Below are 19,214 nucleotides of genomic sequence, written 5' to 3' on the forward strand. Positions count from 1 at the left end.
TGAATACCGTTCGTCGTGTGAACACCCATTGCAACACGAGTTCGAGGCTGCGGCGTGCACTCTGACGCTCGACGCGCCGCCGTTCACCCGAACGAGTGTCATACGAGGCGACCGAAGGCCCCGCGGTAGTACGTGAGGGCATCGCCGGGGTCGTCGCCGATCGCCAGCGACAGCACCTCACCGACGACGAGCGTGTGGTCGCCGGCATCAAGCGTGCTGGTCGTGCGGCACTCGAACTCTGCCAGCGCACCGTCGAGGAGTGCGACATCGGTGACCTCGCCACGGTGGTGCGGGACGCGGTCGAGCTGCCCGTGCAGGGGACGGCCACGCGTCGACAACCAACTCGCGGTCTTCTGAGCGTCCGCACCGAGCAGGGACACACCCCATTCGCCGCACTCCATGACGGCATCCCAGAAGCGCGCCTCGCGCTCGACGCTGATGAGCATGAGGACGGGCTCGAGCGAGACACTCGTCAGGGAGTTGACCGTCATGGCGTGATCAAGACCGCCGGCCTTCGTCGTGACGACGCTGACGCCCGTGGCAAATCGCCCGATGGCCTTGCGGTAGTGGTCCGGGTCGACCGGTTCGTGGTGGCTGCTCATCGCGTCACCAGGGGTGCTCGGTGGCCGTCGGTTCCCGGCCCGGCGTGCTCGCCGGGAGCCGCGGCACCGACACGTGCACGCGCTTCGGCGTCATAGCGGGCGTACCCCTCACGTCCGGAAAGTCGCGCAGCGATGTCGTTGGACAGGGCGTACACCTCGTCGGCGACGGTGACCTGCGTGCGGTGGGCTCGAAGCGCCCGGATCTGCGCTGTGACGGCCTGCTCGTCGACGACGGCGTGCGTCACCTCGGCATCGTCCGCGACGGACGGCGGGAACGGGTCGTCGGCCGAGGGCACGAGGAAGCCTGTCTCCTCGAGGAACTGCGGGGAGCACATCGCGTGCAGCCAGGCCCGGTCCTCGACGGCCCACGAGCGCGGCGTCAGCGTGATGAACAACTGCGGCTGTGTTCGCGACGCCGCGACGGCGGCGACGGTGACGTCGTGGGTGCGGATGTGATCGGGATGGCCGTAGCCGCCCTGCTCGTCGTAGGTGACGACGGCGTCCGGGGCGAGCGCATCGACGTAGGCCGCAACATCGGCCGCCACGGCGTCGATGTCACAGCTCGCGAAGGCGCGCGGGTGCGCGGCGGACGGCGTGCCGGCCATGCCGGAGTCGCGGAACGCAGGCGCCGACTCGCGCCCGCTGAGGCGACGGAACTCCTCGTCGCCGAAGACGACCGACGAGGTGACGGCCATGGCCTCCATCGCGGCGCGCAACTCGTCGCGGCGCACCTCGGCCAGCGGGTCGGCTGCATCAGGATCGCGCGCCTCGCCTGCGGGAAGTTCGAGGTGCTTGAGGTCGTCGGGGATGACCTCGCCCTCCTCCCCCAGCGTGCACGTGAGCACGTGCACCTCGTCGCCCGCGGCGACATGATGGGCCAACGCGACGCCCGTCCACAGCGATTCGTCGTCGGGATGTGCGTGAACGAAGAGCAGACGGGCCATGAGGTCAACCTTCGTACGGGATCGATCGAAACGCAAAGCGTTCGTGAAGCGTCCCCGGCAACGACGAAGGCGGCCACCCCCGAGAGGGTGACCGCCTTCGTCAGACGCGAGCGTCAGCTCTTGGCCGCGTTCTTCGCACGCGACGTGGCGCGGGCACGCTCGTTCGCGTTGAGCACGACCTTGCGGATGCGCACGGCGGTCGGCGTGACCTCGCAGCACTCGTCCTCGCGGCAGAACTCGAGGCTCTGCTCGAGGGAGAGCTGCTTCGGCGGGATGACCTTCTCGAAGTTGTCGGCCGACGACGCACGCACGTTCGTCAGCTTCTTCTCCTTGGTGATGTTGACGTCCATGTCGTCCGCGCGGCTGTTCTCGCCGACGATCATGCCCTCGTACACCTCGGTGCCCGGGGAGACGAACAGGACGCCACGCTCCTGCAGGTTGACCATCGCGTACGACGTGACGGGGCCGCTGCGGTCGGCGACGAGCGATCCGGCGACGCGCGTCGTGATGACGCCGAACCACGGCTCGTAACCCTCGTGGATGCTGTGCGCGATACCCGTACCGCGGGTCTCGGTGAGGAACTCTGTCCGGAAGCCGATGAGGCCACGCGCCGGCACGACGAACTCCATGCGGATCCAGCCGGTGCCGTGGTTCGTCATCTGCTCCATGCGGCCCTTGCGGGCGGCGAGCAGCTGCGTGATGCCACCGAGGTGCTCCTCGGGGGTGTCGATCGTGAGGCGCTCGGTCGGCTCGTGCAGCTTGCCGTCGATCTCACGCGTGACGACCTGCGGCTTGCCGACGGTGAGCTCGAAGCCCTCTCGACGCATCTGCTCGACGAGGATGGCGAGCGCGAGCTCACCACGGCCCTGGACCTCCCAGGCGTCGGGACGCTCGGTGGGCAGAACGCGCAACGAGACGTTACCGATGAGCTCCTTGTCGAGGCGGTCCTTGACGAGGCGCGCCGTCACCTTGGTGCCGCGCTCCTTGCCGACGAGCGGCGAGGTGTTCGTACCGATCGTCATGGAGATGGCCGGCTCGTCGACCGTGATGAGCGGCAGCGGGATCGGGTTCTCGGCGTCGGCGAGCGTCTCACCGATCGTGATGTCGGAGATGCCGGCGACGGCGATGATGTCGCCGGGCCCAGCGGCCTTCTCGGACGGCTTGCGCTCGAGGCCCTCGGTCATGAGCAGTTCGGTGATGCGCACCTTCTGCTGCGTGCCGTCGGCCTTGCACCACGTGACCTGCTGGTTCTTGGCGATCTCGCCGTTGAACACGCGCAGCAGCGCGAGGCGGCCGAGGAAGTTGTCGGAGTCGAGGTTGGTGACGTGGGCCTGCAGCGGCGCCTCGTCGTCGTACGTCGGCGCCGGGATCGTGTCGAGGATCGTGCGGAACAGCGGCTCCACCGAGTCACCCTCGGGCAGCGTGCCGTCCTCGGGGCGCGTCATCGAGGCGATGCCGTTCTTACCCGAGGCGTACACGATCGGGAACTCGATCTGGTCCTCGTCGGCGTCGAGATCCATGAAGAGTTCGTAGACCTCGTCGATGACCTCGCCGATGCGCGCGTCGGGGCGGTCGACCTTGTTGATGCACAGGATGACCGGCATCTTCGCGTCGAGTGCCTTGCGCAGCACGAAGCGCGTCTGGGGCAGCGGGCCCTCGGACGCGTCGACGAGCAGGACGACGCCGTCAACCATGGAAAGGCCGCGCTCGACCTCGCCACCGAAGTCGGCGTGGCCGGGGGTGTCGATGATGTTGATGGTGACGAATTCGCCGTCGGCGAGACCGGCAACTTCTTTGGCCGCCGGGCCGTTGTAGTGGATCGCGGTGTTCTTCGCGAGGATCGTGATGCCCTTTTCGCGCTCGAGGTCACCCGAGTCCATGACTCGCTCACCGGTCGACTCGACCGTGGCGCGCTCGGCGAAGACGCCGGCCTGCCAGAGCATCTTGTCGACCATCGTGGTCTTACCGTGGTCAACGTGGGCGACAATCGCGACGTTTCGGACGTCGTTACGGGACTTCAAAGCCATACTTCCCATTGTCGCAGGGTTTTTCCGTGCTCGAGGACACGTCGTTCGGAGCATGACCAGGCACACATCGTCTGACACCTGCCGCGACGGCACGCGACGCCCAGAAGTGCACGGGGCCGATGGAGGTGGCGGAGGCGCTGGCGTCGGCGGCGTGAGCTGCGGCCGCCGTGGTGACCATGTCGGCGCTCGGGCGAGTGACACAAGGCTTTCCTACCTTGGCGCGGGCAGGCTGGTTCTTCACACTGACGATCATGACGAGTTCCGCACCTGCCGCGCATGCCGGAGAGCCGCATGATGCAACTCACGCTTCGACGTTGAACTGGCTGCGTGCCGGGGTGCTCGGCGCCAACGACGGCATCGTGTCCGTCGCCGGTCTCGTCATGGGTGTGGCCGGCGCGACGACGCAGCGCACGCCCATTCTCGTCGCCGGCATCGCGGGCATCGTCTCGGGCGCGCTGTCGATGGCAGCAGGCGAATACGTCTCCGTCTCCACGCAACGCGACAGCGAGAGGGCCCTCATCGCCAAGGAGCGCTGGGAACTGGCACACCTTCCCGACGAGGAACTCGCCGAGCTGGCTGACATCTACGTCGACAAGGGGCTCGAGCCGGAGCTCGCCCGTCAGGTCGCGGAGCAACTCACGGCGAAGGACGCTCTGAGGGCCCACGCCGAGGCCGAACTCGGCCTCGATCCGGAGGCCCTGACGAACCCGTGGAGCGCCGCGGGCGCATCCTTCCTCGCCTTCGCGCTCGGTGCTCTCGTGCCGCTGCTCGCCATCCTGGTGCCCCCGACGAACCTGCGGGTTCCGGTGACCGTCGTCGCTGTCGTCCTGGCGCTCGCCGTCACGGGTTTCGTCAGTGCCCGTCTCGGCGGCGCGGCACCCAAGCGCGCCGTCGTACGCAACGTCGGTGGCGGCCTGCTCGCCATGGCCATCACCTTCGGCGTGGGCGCGCTCGTCGGCACCGGCGTCGGCTGAGCCCGACACTGCCCGTCGTGTCACGTTTGCGACACGGCACCTGCGACCGGTCAGCCCTCGCGCGGGTCGACGAGGCCGGAGCCCTGCGGCGCGTGCGCCGGGTCGCTGCCTTTCTCGACGATGCGGTTGTCGCCGTCGACGAACACCACGCGGGGTTCGTGGGCGGCGAGCTCGTCCGGGCCGAACTGGCCGTACGCGATGAGGATCACCGTGTCACCGACGCCCACGAGGTGCGCCGCCGCGCCGTTGATACCGATGCGGCCCTCACCGCGCGGCCCCTCGATGACGTAGGTGGTGAGGCGGTTGCCGTTGTCGACGTCGACGATGTCGATCTGTTCACCTTCGAGAAGATCCGCGGCCTCCATGAGGTCGGCGGAGATCGTGCACGAGCCGACGTAGTGCAGATCGGCATGCGTGACCGTGGCGCGATGGATCTTGGCGCGCATCATCGTGCGGAGCATGGCAAGCAACCTTCCTGGTGACCTGAGGATCGAGCGTGCGAGCAGTGGGTAACGCGCACGGCCCCCGGTTTGTGCCCGTGAGCTCGACCGCGCCTGTCGCACCATCGCGCGAACGCTGAACCCGAGGCATCGATCACGTCGACCCCCTAGACTACCGGTGCGAGACGCGCGACGTAGTCGTCTCTCGGGCACTGCCGTGCGGGCGACGCGCCGGTGGGTGCAGCAGCCGCCGTCGCTTCGCTCCCCAGGCAGGTTCATCGTGACTGAGGCCGACTACACGAGCCGTTCTGCGCGCCGTCGCGAGTCCGCGCGCTCCAACTCAGGCAAGACCGTCGCTGCGGTGGTCGTTGCCCTGCTCGCCATCGGCGGTGGAGCGTGGGCCTGCAACAAGGCGGGTGACGACAACGGCGGTAACGGTGAGAACGCCGCCGCCAGTGGCGACAAGTGCGCCGGAGCCCAGATCACGATCACCGCGAACCCGACGCTGTCCGGCCCCCTCTCGAAGGCCCTTGAGGGGTACAAGGGCGGCCAGGACGAGCAGGGCTGCGAACGCACATACGCCGTGCAGGCCGCCACGGATTCGGAGACCCTGCAGCAGATCAAGAGCGGCTCCCCCAGTGCCCAGATCTGGGTGAGCGACAACCCCGGCTCGTTCGACGAAGCCTCCGAGGCCGCCGGGACGAAGATCACGCCGGGCACCGCCTTCGCCTCATCGCCTGTCATCATCAGCGGGCCGAGCGCGCAGTTGAAGAAGCTGGGCACGGACGAGGCGGCATGGACGAAGGTCCTGTCAGCCAACCCACCGCTGACCGTCGCCAACATCACGCGTGATCGTGCGAGCGCCCTCGCCGTGACCGCTGCGTCCCAGGCGCTGGGTACCGACAAATCCAAGGCCCGCGAGGTCTTCGGCCGGCTCGCGCTGACGGCCCGCGACAGCATTCCCTCGGACGCTCCGCACGTGACATCCGAGGCCGCCCTGGCAGCTCGCAACGCGAAGAGTTCGACCAAGCTCTCCGAGATCGGACTCGAGGGCGGCTCACCGCTCGTCAAGGTCACCGCGGCCAAGCTCATCGCCGACGACCCGCAGACGGACGCGGCCTACAGGGACCTCATGTCGCGCTTCACCTCCGCCGAGGGCCAGAAGGCCTTCGCTGCGGCCGGGTACCGCACCGCAGACGGGTCGAACCCGCCCTCGAATGCGCCCGCAGGCGCCGACGCGGTGCGGGCTACCTCCGGTGCGAGCGACGAGAGCGTCAGCCAGGTCGTCGCCAGCTGGGCCGAGGCCACCAAGCCGCTGCGTCTGACCACAGTCGTCGACGTGTCCGGTTCGATGCGCGAGAAGACCCGCGGCGTCAGCCGTATCGAGGCTGTCTCCAAGGCGACGAAGCACGGACTCTCCCTGGTGCCCGCATCGACGTCCATCGCCGTGTGGGAGTTCTCGACGGAGCTCGACGGCAAGAAGGACTACGAGGAGCGCATTCCGATGTCGCCGATCTCCGACCCTGCCAAGCTCAAGCGCATCCAGGCCTCGATCGACACCCTTCCGCAGCGGGTCAAGGGCGACACCGCTCTCTACGACACCATCTGGGCCACCTACCAGGCCGCCCAGAAGGACTACAAGGACGGCCAGATCAGCACGGTCCTGCTCGTCACGGACGGCCGCAACGACGACCCGAAGGGCGGCCTGTCGCTCAGCGAGCTCAAGAAGAAGCTGCGGGACGCCGTCGACCCGAAGCGCCCCGTCGACATCTCGACGCTCGCGATCGGCGAGGACGTCAACACGAAGGAACTGAGCGACATCGCGAAGATCACCGGCAGCGGTGGCACGGTCTACACGGCCAAGACGCCGCAGGACGTGTCGGCCGTGCTCGCCGCGTCGTTGCAGAACCGCTCGAGCAACTGATCGTTCCCGCTGATCGTTCGCCGAAGGGCACGCGCCGCAGCTCGCGGAGCGTGCCCTTCAGCGTCCCGCGTCGACATGATGGGATGAGCCCATGCCCACGCTCGACGACCTCACCGCTCTGACCGGGCGCACCTACGCCGCCGTCCTCTTCGACAACGACGGGACGCTCGTCGATTCCACCCCGGCGGTCGAACGCTCGTGGCTCGCGTGGGCTCGTGAGTACGACGTCGACCCCGCGCTGCTCGGTCAACATCACGGCGTGCCGGCTGCCGGGATCATCGCGAGCATCGCCCCGCACCTCGACGCACGGGCCGCGCTGGCGCGCATCACGGAACTCGAGGTCGCCGACACGGACGACGTCCGTGCGATCGCGGGCGCCATCGAGGCCGTGGAGGCCATCGGCCCGAAGCGCTGCGCCGTCGTGACGTCGGCGACGCGCGAGCTGGGCCTCGCCCGACTCGCCGCAGCGGGCATTCCGTTGCCCGACGCCGTCGTCACGTTCGACGACGTGGAGCGCGGCAAGCCGCACCCCGATCCGTTCCTCCTCGCCGCCGAACGCCTCGGCGTGGACCCAACCCACTGCCTCGTCGTCGAGGACGCGCCGAGCGGTCTCGCTGCCGCCAAGGCCGCCGGATGCGCCACGCTCGCGCTCACGTCGACGACGCCCGCCGAAGCACTCGACGCCGACGCCGTCGTCGCATCCCTGGCGTCCGTACAGTTCGTTCCGGGCTCCGAGGGCGTCGCGCTCGAATCCCGTTGACGCCCGGTCGATCACCTGGCGTTCACCCGGCCCACCTACGGTGGATTCATGAGTGATCGAGTCGTTCTCATCGGTGCCGGAGACGTCGGTGTCGCCTACGCCTACGCCCTCGTCAACCAGGGCCTCGTGCACGAGTTGTCGATCATCGACATCAACGAGCAGAAGGTCTTCGGCGAGGTCATGGACCTCAATCACGGTGTCGTCTGGGCACCGACACCGACCCGCGTCACCGTGGGCGAATACGCCGACTGCGCGGACGCCGACGTCGTCGTCATCACGGCGGGCGCCGCACAGAAGCCCGGCGAGACCCGCCTCGACCTGGTGGGCCGCAACGTCGAAATCTTCCGTTCCATCGTCGCTTCGGTCATGGAGACAGGCTTCGACGGCATCTTCCTCATCGCCACGAACCCCGTCGACGTCATGACGTACGCGACGTGGAAGTTCTCCGGCCTGCCGTCGGAGTGCGTCATCGGTTCCGGCACCGCGCTCGACACCGCGCGCCTGCGCTTCATGCTCGGTGAGCTGTACGACGTGGCGCCGACGTCGGTGCACGCCGCGATCATCGGGGAGCACGGCGACACCGAGGTGCCCGCGCTGTCGTCGGCGAACGTGGCCGGTGCTCCCCTCGCGCGGGACCTCGACGCCGTGCCCGGCCGACGCGACGAGATCGAGCGCATCTTCGACGAAACACGCACCGCCGCCTACCAGATCATCGACGCCAAGGGCTCGACGTCGTACGGCATCGGCATGGCCCTTGCGCGGATCACCCGGGCGCTCCTTCGCGATGAGTACGCAGCCATCCCGATCTCGACGTACCTGCAAGGGCCCTACGGCGTCACCGATCTCTACCTCGGTGTGCCTGCGGTACTGGGGCGCAAGGGTGTGCGCAGCGTCGTCGAACTCAGCCTGACCGACGCCGAAGCAGCCGGCCTCGCCCACTCGGCCGAGGTGCTCGGGCGCATTGTCGACGACGCGAACCTGCGCGCGACCTGACGAACGTCGCGGCGGCCGAGCAGCCACGACGAAGCCCCGGAGACAGCCTTGGCGTCTCCGGGGCTTCGCGTGTGCGGGTCAGGCCGACGGGTGCGTCATGTCGGCAGGCACGACCCAGGCGTCGAAGTCCTTCTCCGAGACCTCACCGGAGGCGACTGCGGCCTCGCGCAGCGTGGTGCCCTCCTTGTGGGCCTTCTTCGCGATGGCGGCCGCCTTGTCGTAGCCGATGTGGCGGTTGAGGGCCGTGACGACCATGAGGTTGGAGGCAAGGTTCGCCTCGATGCGCTCGCGGTTCGGCTCGATGCCGCGTGCGCAGTGCTCGGTGAACGAGCGGCACGCGTCGGAGATGAGGCGGATGCTCTCGAGCACGGCGTGCGCCATGACGGGCTTGAAGACGTTGAGCTGGAAATTGCCCTGCGAGCCGGCGAAGCCCACCGTGGCGTCGTTGCCGAACACGCGCGTCGCGACCATCGTCATGGCCTCGGCCTGCGTCGGGTTGACCTTGCCCGGCATGATCGAGCTGCCCGGCTCGTTCTCGGGGATGTTGAGTTCGCCGATGCCGTTACGCGGGCCGGAGGCCAGCCAGCGCACGTCGTTGGCGATCTTCATGAGCGCGCCGCCGAGCAGCTTGAGCGCCGAGGACACGGCCACGAGTTCGTCGTGGGCCGACAGCGAGGCGAAGAGGTTGTCGGCCTGACGGAACTCCTGGCCGGAGATCTCGGAGATCTTCTTCGCGGCGAGCTTGCCGAAGTCCGGGTGGGCGTTGAGGCCCGTGCCGACGGCCGTTCCGCCGATCGCGAGAGCGCGCGTGGCCTGCTCCGCCTGACGCACCTGCTCCAGCGCGAAGTCGAGCTGGGCCACCCAGCCGCCGAACTCCTGGCCGAGCATGATCGGCGTCGCGTCCTGCAGGTGCGTACGGCCGACGCTGACGATGTCCGCGAACTCGTCGGCCTTGGCGGCGAGCACGTCACGCAACTCGGTGACGGCCGGGTACAGGCGCTCCACGAGGTCGAGGACGACGGCGATGTGCATGGCCGTCGGGAACGTGTCGTTGCTCGACTGGCCGCGGTTGACGTGGTCGTTGGGGTGAACCGGCTTCTTCGAGCCGCGCTCGCCGCCGGCCAGTTCGATGGCGCGGTTGGAGATGACCTCGTTGGAGTTCATGTTGGACTGCGTGCCCGAGCCCGTCTGGAAGACGACGAGCGGGAACTGGTCGTTCAGACGCCCCTCGATGACGTCGTCCGCCGCACGCTCGATGAGTTCGGCGACGTCGGCGGGCAGTTCGCCGAGTTCCGCGTTGGCCTGCGCCGCGGCCTTCTTGAGGATGCCCAGGGCCCGCACCATCGCCGGACCCCACACGAAGGTGTCGCGGCCGATGTCGAAGTTCTCGATGCTGCGCTGGGTCTGAGCACCCCAGTACGCCGCCTCGTCGACCTCGATCTGCCCCATGCTGTCGGATTCAGTACGCGTAGCCATACCTTCACTCTAGGCACGCTCCAGCCCCCACTTCCACACGCGGTGCGGTCTGCGGCCGGGCGACGCAGAAGCTCGCCCCGATAGCCTTCGGCCAGGACCCCAGAGCGCTTCGAACGACGTGGCGCGGGAGGGCTCAGGGAATGTCAGACTGGCGCCATGTCCTACTCCGAGTACTTCGCGTCCGACCAACTCGACACCCCCGCCACCGAGGACGAGATCGCTCACGCCGAGGAGGCCCTCGGCGTCACGTTCCCCGACGACCTGCGTGCCTTCTGGCTGACGTCAGCCACCTTCAACGGCCAGGTACTCACCGCCGACGGCGGTCCTGGCCCGTACCTGCGTGTGCTGCACCCGAGTTCGGTGACGAAGGTGGGCGAGGCGTGCGTGTTCGGTCGCGGTGAGGACTGGGATTTCGGTGTCGTTCCCGGCCACCCGACGCGCTGGGTCGACGTCGAACGCGGCACGGGTGAGGAACTGAGCGAACTCGGCGCGACGTTCGTCGGTTTCCTCGAGTCGCTGCGCGGCGAGTTCGAGACGGAAAACAATCTCCTCGACTGACCAACATAGTTCCACGGTTCACAATTTGTAACTTTATTGTGACCTCGCTCATGCACTCTCTTTGCATCGCCTATGTAAGCGTTGTGGGCACTCACGACCCCACCTCCCGGGGTCGACGCGAAGAGAGGCATGAAAATGACCCGACCGACGCTCCGCCTCGCCGCTGCCGCGGCCGGCACGACCATGGCTTTCGCGCTCGCCCCCACGGCAGGCGCCTCCCCCACGGTCGACAAGCCCGAGTACATCGTCGGAGGCTCCCAGGCCTCCAACCCGTCCGTCGTACAACTCGTCTTCACGCAGGACGGCGGTCAGTACGGCTGCACCGGCGAGGTCATCGCCGCGCAGTGGGTCCTCACCGCACGTCACTGCACCGAGGGCAGCAGCCGGATGAAGGTCTACACCTCCAACTCGACGACGAATCCCGGCACGCCGGTCTCCGGCGACCGCCTCGTCAACTCCCCCTACGGAGATGTCGGACTCGTCCACCTCGCCAAGCCGGTCGGCGTCAACCCGATGCAGATGGCCAACTCGTACACGGCGCAGCGTGGGCAGACGGGCGTCATCAGCGGCTACGGCCTTCGCGCCAACAGCCGGCAGTCCACCGGCCTGTTCAAGGCGAACGTCACCGTCCTCGGCTCGAGCACGGATGCCTACCGCGGCCGCGCGATCCACGTCCAGGGCATCAACGGCGCCTCGAACCACGGTGACTCCGGAGGCCCGCTCGTCATCAACGGTCAGATCGTGGGCGTCTGCTCGACGGGCGACACGGCCGACCCGGGCAGCAACATCCACGCCGGTTCGAACTACTCCAACATCACCGGCCACCGCGCCTGGATCCGTCAGACCGCGGGCGTCTGAGCCACGACCACGATTGACGAGGGGCGCCGCACTCACGACGAGTGCGGCGCCCCTCGTTCGCGCCACGCGCCGAAATCAGCGCGGGAGCGTCAGTTCTCCTGATCCATCCACTCGTGCCACGAGCGGCCACGCACGATGACGGCGTCCTCCTGCCGCGGCAACATGCCGCCCTCGGCCATGGATGCGGGCGCTTCGCCCGGCTTCACCGCGGCATCGAGCCCCTTGGCCGCAACGTGCGCGCGGGCCAGGCCGACGAGGCTCTCGGTGCGCGGCCCGGCGAGTTGGACATCGCCGTCGAACGACCCTGTCGCCATCTCGAGCAAGCAGACGAACGACCTCGGCGGAGTCGACCGGCTGGAATTCCACGTCCATGACGTCGGCCACGCCGTCGGTGGTGAACCACTCGACCATCTGGCCCGGGAATTCGTGGAACTGGGTGGCGCGCAGAACGAGGACGCCCGGGGAGTTCTCCCGGTGGGCCTTCTCCTGTGCCACCTTGCCGACGTAGTAGCCGTAGTCGGGGCTCTCCTCGATGCCGACGATCGACAACACGACCGTGCGTCGCACGCCGGCCTCGTGAGCTGCCTGGCCGAGATGGCCGGCCACCGAACGGAAGAAGCTGACCGCCTCGTCCTCCTCGAAGCTCGCGCCCTGCGTGACGTCGACGACGGCGTCCACGTCCGCGAGCGCCTCGGCGAGGCGGGGCAGGACGGCCTCGTCCGTGAGGTCGAAGCCGGAGGAACGCGACACCTCGACGACGTCGTGACCGTCGGAGCGAGCCAGCTCGACGAGCTTGGTTCCGATGAGGCCGGTCGAGCCGGCGATGGCGACACGCATGACTTCTCCTTGCGTTGCGGTGGAATCGAGCGGCTGTGCCCAGTCAACCAGAGGGCGCGTTCAGAGCTTCTTCACGAGCGCGAAGCGCTGGAGGACAACCTGGGTGTCGTCGTTCACCGTGAAGTTCGGGTCGTCCAACTCGGCGCGCACGTCGTCACTCGTCCAGAAACGTTCGTGCGCTTCCCGCCATTCGGCGACGTCCCGGAAGCCTTCACCCTCGTCGAGGGCGTGATCGAGGTCGACCTCGTCGAGGCTGACGACGCGCACCTCGGTCGTCTCCGTGATGCCGACCGGCAGGCCGGTCGAGGAGATGAGCACCTCACGCTCCCCCACGACGGGCAGCGGCTCACCGTCCGCGCGGTACCCCTCCAGCAATGCCGACGTGGAACTCTTCGTACCGCTGATGATGGCGGCGAGCAGCGTGTCGCGTAGCGGACCCGGGAATGCGTAGAGGCCGGCGCGGGCTCCCGGCCACTGGGCCTCGATGGCAACGTCGCGCAGCCGATCGACGTGGTCGGCCCACGACGCGTCGTCACCGAACGGCAGGTTCGGGTTCGCCTCACGCAACCCCACGCGTCCGTCAAGCTGCTCACGCAGAATATCGAGATGCCCTGCGTGCCGAGCGATTTCGACGACAAGGTGAACGAGAATCCGGTGCAGCGTCACGTCGGGCTGGGGCCACCAGGGCACGTTGCCCGGAGCCTCAAGATCGAGGGCATCGATCGTCGCGTCGGCGTGGGCAACAGCGCGGCGGTACAGGAGCACGACGTCCTCGATCGACTCCTCACCGGTCGCCCACATGTCCGCGTTGGGCTCCGCACCCGGCCCGATCCAGGGCAACTCCTCACCGGGGCGGGCGAAGACGATGCCGAGATAGCCGTACTCCATCGCAGCAAGATGCTTGACGATGCCGAGGACGTTCGAGCCCGTCGACGTCATGGGCCATCGCGCCTGCCACTCGTCGAGCCCCTCGAGCTTCCACAACACCGCGGAACGCAATGAGTCGAGGTAGGTCTTGAGCATCGCCTTGTCGTCCATTCGACCAGCCTAGGGCCGCGCGTCACAATGGTCGGTATGCCTGAATCCCCCACAGCCTTCACGCGCGAGCAGGGACGTGCGCTCGTGCGCGCCGTTTTCGCGATCTTCTTCGTCAACGGCGTGATGATGGGCGCATGGGGCGGTTCGCTGCCGGGCCTGCGTGAGCGCGTCGGTACGGACGCGGGCGGCATCGGCGCCGTTCTCCTCGTCACCGGCGCGAGCGCCATCGTCTCGATGCAGATCGGCGGGCGCGTCTCCGACCGCATCACCCCACGCTTGCCGTCTCTCGTGAGCGGCGTCGCGATGGCTGCGGCTGTCGGACTCCTCGCGTTCGTACCGAACTATGTGGCTCTCGTCCTCGCGGGAGCGCTCATCGGTGCGAGCAACGGCACGATGGACGTCGCGATGAACGCCCTCGGCATCGACGCGGAGAAGGCCTCCGGCATACCGGCGATGAGTCGTTTCCACGCGTTCTTCTCGCTCGGTGGCTTCGTCGGCGCGGTCATCGTCGTGGCGTTCGCCCGCCTGCAGGACGACGCCGATCCACGCTCGGCCCTCATCGTCATCGCCGTCGCGGCGCTCCTCGCGCTCGCCGCGCTGCTGGCCCGCACCCCCAAGGCCCCCCACGACGACGCAGGCGCGCAGGAGACGGATGAGGCCGACGTTTCGGCGTCCACGAAGGCCACGGGCATCCCGCCGCAGGCGTGGTTGCTCGGCGTCATGGCCCTGTTCTTCGGCTTCACCGAAGGAACGGCCATCGACTGGGCCTCGATCCACGTCACCGACGTCGCGAAGGTCGACGCCGGCACCGGCGCAGCAGGTCTCGTCGCGGTGTCGGCGACGATGGTCGCCATCCGCCTCGTCGGCGACGCGCTCGTGCGCCGCTACGGACGCGTCGCGGTCGTCCGATTCGGAGCTCCGGTGGCCGTCGCCGGTTTCGCGGTGACGGTGGTGGCGTCGTCCCTGCCCGTCATCCTCGCCGGCTGGCTGCTCGTGGGCCTGGGTGTCGGCATGATCGCGCCGCAGATCTACGCGATCGCGGGCCACATCGGCGGCGGTCGGGTGCTCGCCATCGTCACCGGCTTCGGGTACACCGCGTTCCTGGCCGGGCCGGGCGTCATCGGCTACCTCAGCTCACACTTCGACATTCAGCGCGCGATGCTCCTACCGCTCGTGGCGGGCCTGCTGCTCACCGCGCTGACGTTCACGCCCGCCCTGCGCGATCCGCAGGACGAGCGCGTAGGCGCCTGAGCGACACCCAACGAGCCTGCTCAGGCCTCCTCGAGGCTCGCGCCACGTCGTTCGGGCAGGAGCAGTGACGCCACCATGGCGACGGCGAACGCGAACGCGATGAGCGCGAACGTCCACACCTCGCCGTGCTCGGTGAAGACGACCGGCACGATGAGCGGCGCAACGATCGACGCGATGCGGCCGAACGCCGTCGCGCTTCCGGCACCCGCGGCGCGGATCGCGGTCGGGTAGATCTCCGGCGTGATGGCGTAGAGCGCACCCCAGGCGCCGAGGTTGAAGAAGCTGAGTGCGCATCCGGCCGCGATGATCGTGGCTTCGGAGCCGGCGTTGCCGAACGCGAGCGCCGAGAGCGCGGAGCCGGCGAGGAAGGCGGCGAGCGTGGGACGTCGGCCGATCTTCTCGACGAGCACCGCAGCCGCGAGGTACCCGGGCAGTTGCGCGATCGTGATGATGAGCGTGAAGCCGAACGACTTGGCCACCGGGTAGCCACCGGCGACGAGGAACGTCGGAATCCACAGGAACGCGCCGTAGTAGGCGAAGTTGACGCCGAACCACGTGGTCCACAGCGCGGCGGTGCGGGTGCGGTACGCCGGCGCGAAGGCGTCGGTCATTTTCGGCTTGGGCGCAGCCTCGTGGTCTGTCGGCGCGACGGCGGCGCTCTTCGGAGCTTCGATGCCGGACGCCGATTCGAACTCGCGGACGGATCGCTCGGCCTCCTCCTCACGTCCGGCGCGTTCGAGGAAGCGCACGGATTCGGGCAGGCCTCGACGCACCCACACCGCGTAGAGCGCGGGCACGAGGCCGAGGAGCATGGCCCAACGCCACCCGTTCTCGCGCGGCACCACGGTGAAGCCGATGACGGCGGCGAGCAGCCAGCCCACGGCCCAGAACGACTCGAGAGCGACGACCATGCGGCCCCGCAGTCGGCGCGGCGCGTACTCACTCACGAGCGTCGAGGCGACGGGCAGTTCGGCGCCGAGGCCCAGACCGACAACGAAGCGCAGAGCGCACAGCACGAGGAACGTCGGTGCGAGGGCTGACAGGCCCGTTGCAAGGCCGTACACGACGAGCGTGCCGGCGAAGACCGTGCGGCGGCCGATGCGGTCGGCCAGGGCGCCACCGGCGCCGGCGCCGATCGCCATCCCGATGAAGCCGATCGAGGCGAGCCACGACAGGTCGGTGGTCGACAGGCCCCACTCCTTCTTCACGGCAACCATGAGGAAGGAGATGAGGCCGACGTCCATGGCGTCGAGCGCCCAGCCGAGGCCGGAGCCGACGAGCAACGAACGGTGACGACGGTTGAACGGCAGGGCGTCGAGACGCTCCTCGCGAGTTCGGTGTTCGGTCGTCATGGACATGGGCACTCTTTTCGTCAGTTAGGCACAAAGTCGTACCGGAAAAAGAGTAGCCCGATCGAACCCCTTTTGGTCAACAAGAGGAAAAGTCTGGTGCGTCACGCTGTCGACGGAGCAACCAGCGCGTCGAGGAGCACACACGCCCGCTCGATTCCAACCGGGCGTAGATGGCGGCGACCTCGTCACGCGGGGCCGGCTCGAGCAGCGACTGGACCGTGCCCGGGTGATGGAAGACCTCGGAAGGAGAACGCGAAGGCATCGAAACACGGCTCGCGCCCCGAGAAGTGGGGCGAGTGGGTCGTCGCTGTCGTCCAGCCAACGCCCGGCGCTAACCCGGATCCGGCGCAGGTGGCGGCCTTCACGAAGGAACGCATCAGCAGCGTGAAGGCCCCCAAGGAGGTCTCCGTGTGGCCCGGCCTGAAGCGCTCGGAGGTCGGCAAGGTGCTCAAGAGGACGTCAAGCAGACGCTGAGTTCGGCCTCTCAGGCCTGACCACCGCCTGACGCAGCCCCATGACGATCACGGGCTGAGACGGCCGGCCCGTCCGCCGCTCGAGGGTGCGGCGAGCATCCTCCCGCCGGTTACGGTCGTGCCACGCCCCACCCGCGAAAGGAAGTTCGACCATGACCTCATACGACGCGAACGCCGAAGGATTCTTCGGTGAGTTCGGTGGCCGTTTCGTGCCGCCGCACCTCGAGGAGCCGATGGCCGAGGTGGCACGCGCGTGGGCCGAGGCGAAGGCCGACCCGACGTTCCTCGGCGAGTACGAGCGTCTGCTCACCCTCTACGCGGGCCGCCCGTCGGTGCTGTTCCCCGCCGACAACCTGACGCGCCACGTCGGCGCGCGCGCATCTACCTCAAACGTGAGGATCTCAACCACACCGGGTCGCACAAGATCAACCACTGCCTCGGCGAGGCCCTGCTCGCGAAGCGCATGGGCAAGAAGAAGCTCATCGCGGAGACGGGTGCCGGCCAGCACGGCGTCGCTCTCGCGACGGCGGCCGCGTACATGGGTCTCGAGTGCGAGATCCACATGGGTGCGATCGACGTCGCCAAGCAGCACCCGAACGTCGTGCGCATGGAGATGCTCGGCGCGAAGGTCGTGCCGGTCGAGTTCGGCGGGCGTTCGCTCAAGGAGGCCGTCGATTCGGCGTTCGACACCTACGCCCGTGACTTCGAGGACGTCTTCTTCGGCATCGGCTCCGTCGTCGGCCCCGACCCGTACCCGTCGATGGTGCGCGAGTTCCAGTCGGTCGTCGGGCGCGAGGCGCGCGAGCAGATCCTGTCGCTCGAGGGCCGCCTGCCGGACGCCGCGGTCGCGTGCGTCGGTGGAGGGTCGAATGCGATGGGCCTGTTCAGCGGCTTCCTCGACGACGAGGGCGTCGCGCTCTACGGCGTCGAGCCGGCCGGCGAGGGCGTCGAGGTGCCCGGCCGTCACGCCGCGACGATGACGAAGGGCACCCCCGGCACCCTGCACGGCATGGCCACCACGGTGCTGCAGGACGAGTCCGGCGAGCCGTCGGCGGTGCACTCCATCGCGTCAGGTCTCGACTACCCGGGCGTGGGCCCGCAGCACGCGTACCTCGCGTCGCTGGGCCGCGTCACGTACGTGACGGCCACGGACGACGAATGTCTCGATGCCTTCAGCACCCTCTCGCGAGTGGAGGGCATCATTCCGGCGCTGGAGAGCTCGCACGCCATCGTCCACGCCATGAAGTTGGCTCGGGAGCTGGGCGAGGACGGCATCGTCGTCGCCAATCTCTCGGGGCGCGGCGACAAGGATGTCGACTACGTCGCCGAGTACCTCGCGGAGCACCCGCGCTCCTGAGCGCGAGCCTCGTCGCGGCGCGTTCGTTCGGTCACCGAGCGAGCGCGCCGCGGTGTATCTCGGCCACCGACGCGTGACCCGTCAGCGCCATCGTGAGGTCGAGCTCGGCGAGGGTGTGCTCGACGACGGCCTGCACCCCTTCGGCGCCCGCGAGCGCCAGACCGTAGACGTAGGGCCGCCCGAGGATGACGGCGTCTGCCCCGAGCGCGAGCGCCGTGAAAACGTCCGAGCCCGAGCGCACCCCGGAGTCGAAGAGCACGGTGAGATCGCCGACCTCGTCACCCAGGCTCGCGAGGACGTCGAGCGAGGCGACGGCGCCATCGACCTGCCGGCCGCCGTGGTTCGACACGACGATGCCGTCGAGCCCTTGATCGGCGGCGAGGCGCACGTCGTCGACGCTCTGGATGCCCTTGAGCAGGATCGGGAGCGACGTCCATTCGCGCAGCTTGGCCAGGTCGTCCCAGGTGAGACCGCTCGAGGGGAACACGTCGAGGAACGTCTCGACCGCGGCGCGCGGCAGCGGCGAACGGAGGTTCTCGCGCAGGTCGCCCGGGTAGTGCCGGGCGATCGACACCAGCGAGCGGGCCGCCGCGGGCGTCGGACGTTCGGTCGGTCGGGCCGATCCGCGGGCTGCGCGCTCCTCGACCCGCGCCATGAAGACCGGGTCGCTGAGGTACTGCGCGAGGCCCTGGCCACGCGCGAACGGCAGGTGCCCGAGGTCGAGGTCCTCGGGCCGCCACCCCATGAGGTGCGTGTCGAGCGTGACGACGACTGCCTCCGCACCGCACGCCTCGGCGCGCTGGACGAGCGAACGGGCCAGGTCGTCGTCGTTGCTCCAGTACAGCTGGTACCAGTGCGGCGTCTCGCCGAGTTCGGCGGCGACCTCCTCCATGGCGACGCTGGCTTGCGTCGAGTGGATCATCGGCGTCTGTGTGGCCACTGAGGCCTTCGCCACGGCGCGCTCGGCCTGCGGGTGCGCCATTTCGAGGACGCCGATGGGCGCGAGCAGGAGCGGGTGCGCGTAGCGACGGCCGAAGAGGTCGACGCCGAGGTCGCGTTCACGCACGTCGCGCAGCATGCGGGGCACCGCGCGGTAGCGCCCGAAGGCTTCGACGTTGGCGTCGTTCGTGCGTCCCCGTCCCGCGCTGCCGTCGACGTAGGCGAACGCACGATCGCTCATCGCCTTGCGGGTGGCCTCGCGCAGTCGCCCCGGTTCGACGGGAACCACCGGGGTGCGTCCGTAGACACCGGCGCCGTAGATGTCGCCCTGAATCCTGCGTCCGAGGTTGATCGCGTCCATGCCACCCACGGTAGAAGTCCCTCCCCTGCAACGGGGCCGCAGGCGCCTAC

Annotated in this window: 18 protein-coding genes; 9 read left to right on the plus strand and 9 right to left on the minus strand. The window is 68.6% G+C overall.

Annotated elements, in window-relative coordinates:
- Positions 1-98: 98 nt before the first annotated feature.
- From D1832_RS00655 to typA, 3 genes are all read right to left on the minus strand, one after another.
- Positions 99-602, minus strand: a complete 504-nt coding sequence (locus tag D1832_RS00655; RefSeq protein ID WP_047310324.1) for a flavin reductase family protein — start codon at positions 600-602, stop codon at positions 99-101.
- Complete coding sequence (locus D1832_RS00660) at positions 599-1,546, minus strand: PIG-L family deacetylase (RefSeq protein WP_118912184.1); 948 nt, start codon at positions 1,544-1,546, stop codon at positions 599-601. Before D1832_RS00660 ends, D1832_RS00655 begins: the two co-directional genes overlap by 4 nt.
- Before the next feature lie 113 nt (positions 1,547-1,659).
- Positions 1,660-3,573, minus strand: coding sequence for a translational GTPase TypA (gene typA / locus D1832_RS00665; RefSeq protein ID WP_047310325.1), 1,914 nt, complete (start codon positions 3,571-3,573; stop codon positions 1,660-1,662).
- A gap of 251 nt (positions 3,574-3,824) precedes the next feature.
- On the opposite strand from typA, the gene D1832_RS00670 reads away from it, so the two are divergent.
- Complete coding sequence (locus D1832_RS00670; protein WP_118912185.1) at positions 3,825-4,547, plus strand: VIT1/CCC1 transporter family protein; 723 nt, start codon at positions 3,825-3,827, stop codon at positions 4,545-4,547.
- 50 nt (positions 4,548-4,597) lie between these two features.
- Here the strand turns inward: D1832_RS00670 and panD are convergent, their stop codons facing one another.
- Entirely contained in the window at positions 4,598-5,008 is a 411-nt protein-coding gene (gene panD, locus D1832_RS00675) for an aspartate 1-decarboxylase (RefSeq protein ID WP_118912186.1), read from the minus strand.
- A gap of 259 nt (positions 5,009-5,267) precedes the next feature.
- On the opposite strand from panD, the gene D1832_RS00680 reads away from it, so the two are divergent.
- The 3 genes from D1832_RS00680 (at position 5,268) to D1832_RS00690 (ending at position 8,664) form a co-directional block, all read left to right on the plus strand.
- A complete protein-coding gene (locus tag D1832_RS00680) occupies positions 5,268-6,911 on the plus strand; it encodes a VWA domain-containing protein (protein WP_147362582.1) in 1,644 nt (547 codons plus the stop codon).
- A 91-nt stretch (positions 6,912-7,002) separates the two neighbouring features.
- Positions 7,003-7,671, plus strand: a complete 669-nt coding sequence (locus tag D1832_RS00685) for an HAD-IA family hydrolase (protein ID WP_118912188.1) — start codon at positions 7,003-7,005, stop codon at positions 7,669-7,671.
- Positions 7,672-7,719: 48 nt separating this feature from the next.
- Complete coding sequence (locus D1832_RS00690; protein WP_118912189.1) at positions 7,720-8,664, plus strand: L-lactate dehydrogenase; 945 nt, start codon at positions 7,720-7,722, stop codon at positions 8,662-8,664.
- A 78-nt stretch (positions 8,665-8,742) separates the two neighbouring features.
- On the opposite strand, the gene fumC is transcribed toward D1832_RS00690, so the two are convergent.
- The gene (gene fumC / locus D1832_RS00695; protein ID WP_118912190.1) at positions 8,743-10,140 is read right to left on the minus strand and encodes a class II fumarate hydratase; all 1,398 of its coding nucleotides are present in this window, start codon (positions 10,138-10,140) and stop codon (positions 8,743-8,745) included.
- A gap of 156 nt (positions 10,141-10,296) precedes the next feature.
- Between fumC and D1832_RS00700 the strand changes: the two genes are divergently transcribed.
- Both D1832_RS00700 and D1832_RS00705 read left to right on the plus strand, forming a co-directional pair.
- The gene (locus D1832_RS00700) at positions 10,297-10,698 is read left to right on the plus strand and encodes an SMI1/KNR4 family protein (protein ID WP_118912191.1); all 402 of its coding nucleotides are present in this window, start codon (positions 10,297-10,299) and stop codon (positions 10,696-10,698) included.
- A gap of 135 nt (positions 10,699-10,833) precedes the next feature.
- Positions 10,834-11,556, plus strand: coding sequence for a S1 family peptidase (locus D1832_RS00705; RefSeq protein ID WP_118912192.1), 723 nt, complete (start codon positions 10,834-10,836; stop codon positions 11,554-11,556).
- 75 nt (positions 11,557-11,631) lie between these two features.
- Here the strand turns inward: D1832_RS00705 and D1832_RS00710 are convergent, their stop codons facing one another.
- Together D1832_RS00710 and D1832_RS15630 are read right to left on the minus strand one after the other, a co-directional pair.
- On the minus strand, positions 11,632-12,393 hold the full coding sequence (locus tag D1832_RS00710) for an SDR family oxidoreductase (RefSeq protein WP_206609325.1): 762 nt from the start codon (positions 12,391-12,393) through the stop codon (positions 11,632-11,634).
- A gap of 60 nt (positions 12,394-12,453) precedes the next feature.
- Positions 12,454-13,431 (minus strand): mycothiol transferase, encoded by a 978-nt coding sequence (locus D1832_RS15630; protein ID WP_118912193.1) that lies wholly within the window; start codon positions 13,429-13,431, stop codon positions 12,454-12,456.
- Positions 13,432-13,467: 36 nt separating this feature from the next.
- On the opposite strand from D1832_RS15630, the gene D1832_RS00720 reads away from it, so the two are divergent.
- Positions 13,468-14,682 (plus strand): MFS transporter, encoded by a 1,215-nt coding sequence (locus D1832_RS00720; RefSeq protein WP_241510795.1) that lies wholly within the window; start codon positions 13,468-13,470, stop codon positions 14,680-14,682.
- A gap of 20 nt (positions 14,683-14,702) precedes the next feature.
- Here D1832_RS00720 and D1832_RS00725 read toward each other — a convergent pair whose 3' ends face one another.
- Positions 14,703-16,040: an MFS transporter gene (locus D1832_RS00725; RefSeq protein WP_206609326.1), complete on the minus strand. Its 1,338-nt coding sequence runs from the start codon at positions 16,038-16,040 to the stop codon at positions 14,703-14,705.
- Between the two features lie 90 nt (positions 16,041-16,130).
- Between D1832_RS00725 and D1832_RS16065 the strand changes: the two genes are divergently transcribed.
- Both D1832_RS16065 and trpB read left to right on the plus strand, forming a co-directional pair.
- Entirely contained in the window at positions 16,131-16,508 is a 378-nt protein-coding gene (locus D1832_RS16065) for an AMP-binding enzyme (RefSeq protein ID WP_338067264.1), read from the plus strand.
- A 252-nt stretch (positions 16,509-16,760) separates the two neighbouring features.
- Positions 16,761-17,864, plus strand: a complete 1,104-nt coding sequence (trpB, locus tag D1832_RS00735; RefSeq protein WP_338067265.1) for a tryptophan synthase subunit beta — start codon at positions 16,761-16,763, stop codon at positions 17,862-17,864.
- A 31-nt stretch (positions 17,865-17,895) separates the two neighbouring features.
- On the opposite strand, the gene D1832_RS00740 is transcribed toward trpB, so the two are convergent.
- Positions 17,896-19,164 carry an alpha-hydroxy-acid oxidizing protein gene (locus tag D1832_RS00740; protein WP_118912197.1) on the minus strand — a complete coding sequence of 423 codons (1,269 nt, stop codon included), beginning with the start codon at positions 19,162-19,164 and terminating at the stop codon, positions 17,896-17,898.
- Between the last annotated feature and the right edge of the window lie 50 nt (positions 19,165-19,214).

This window comes from Dermacoccus abyssi (assembly GCF_003515945.1).
GTDB classification, from domain to species: Bacteria; Actinomycetota; Actinomycetes; order Actinomycetales; family Dermatophilaceae; genus Dermacoccus; species Dermacoccus abyssi.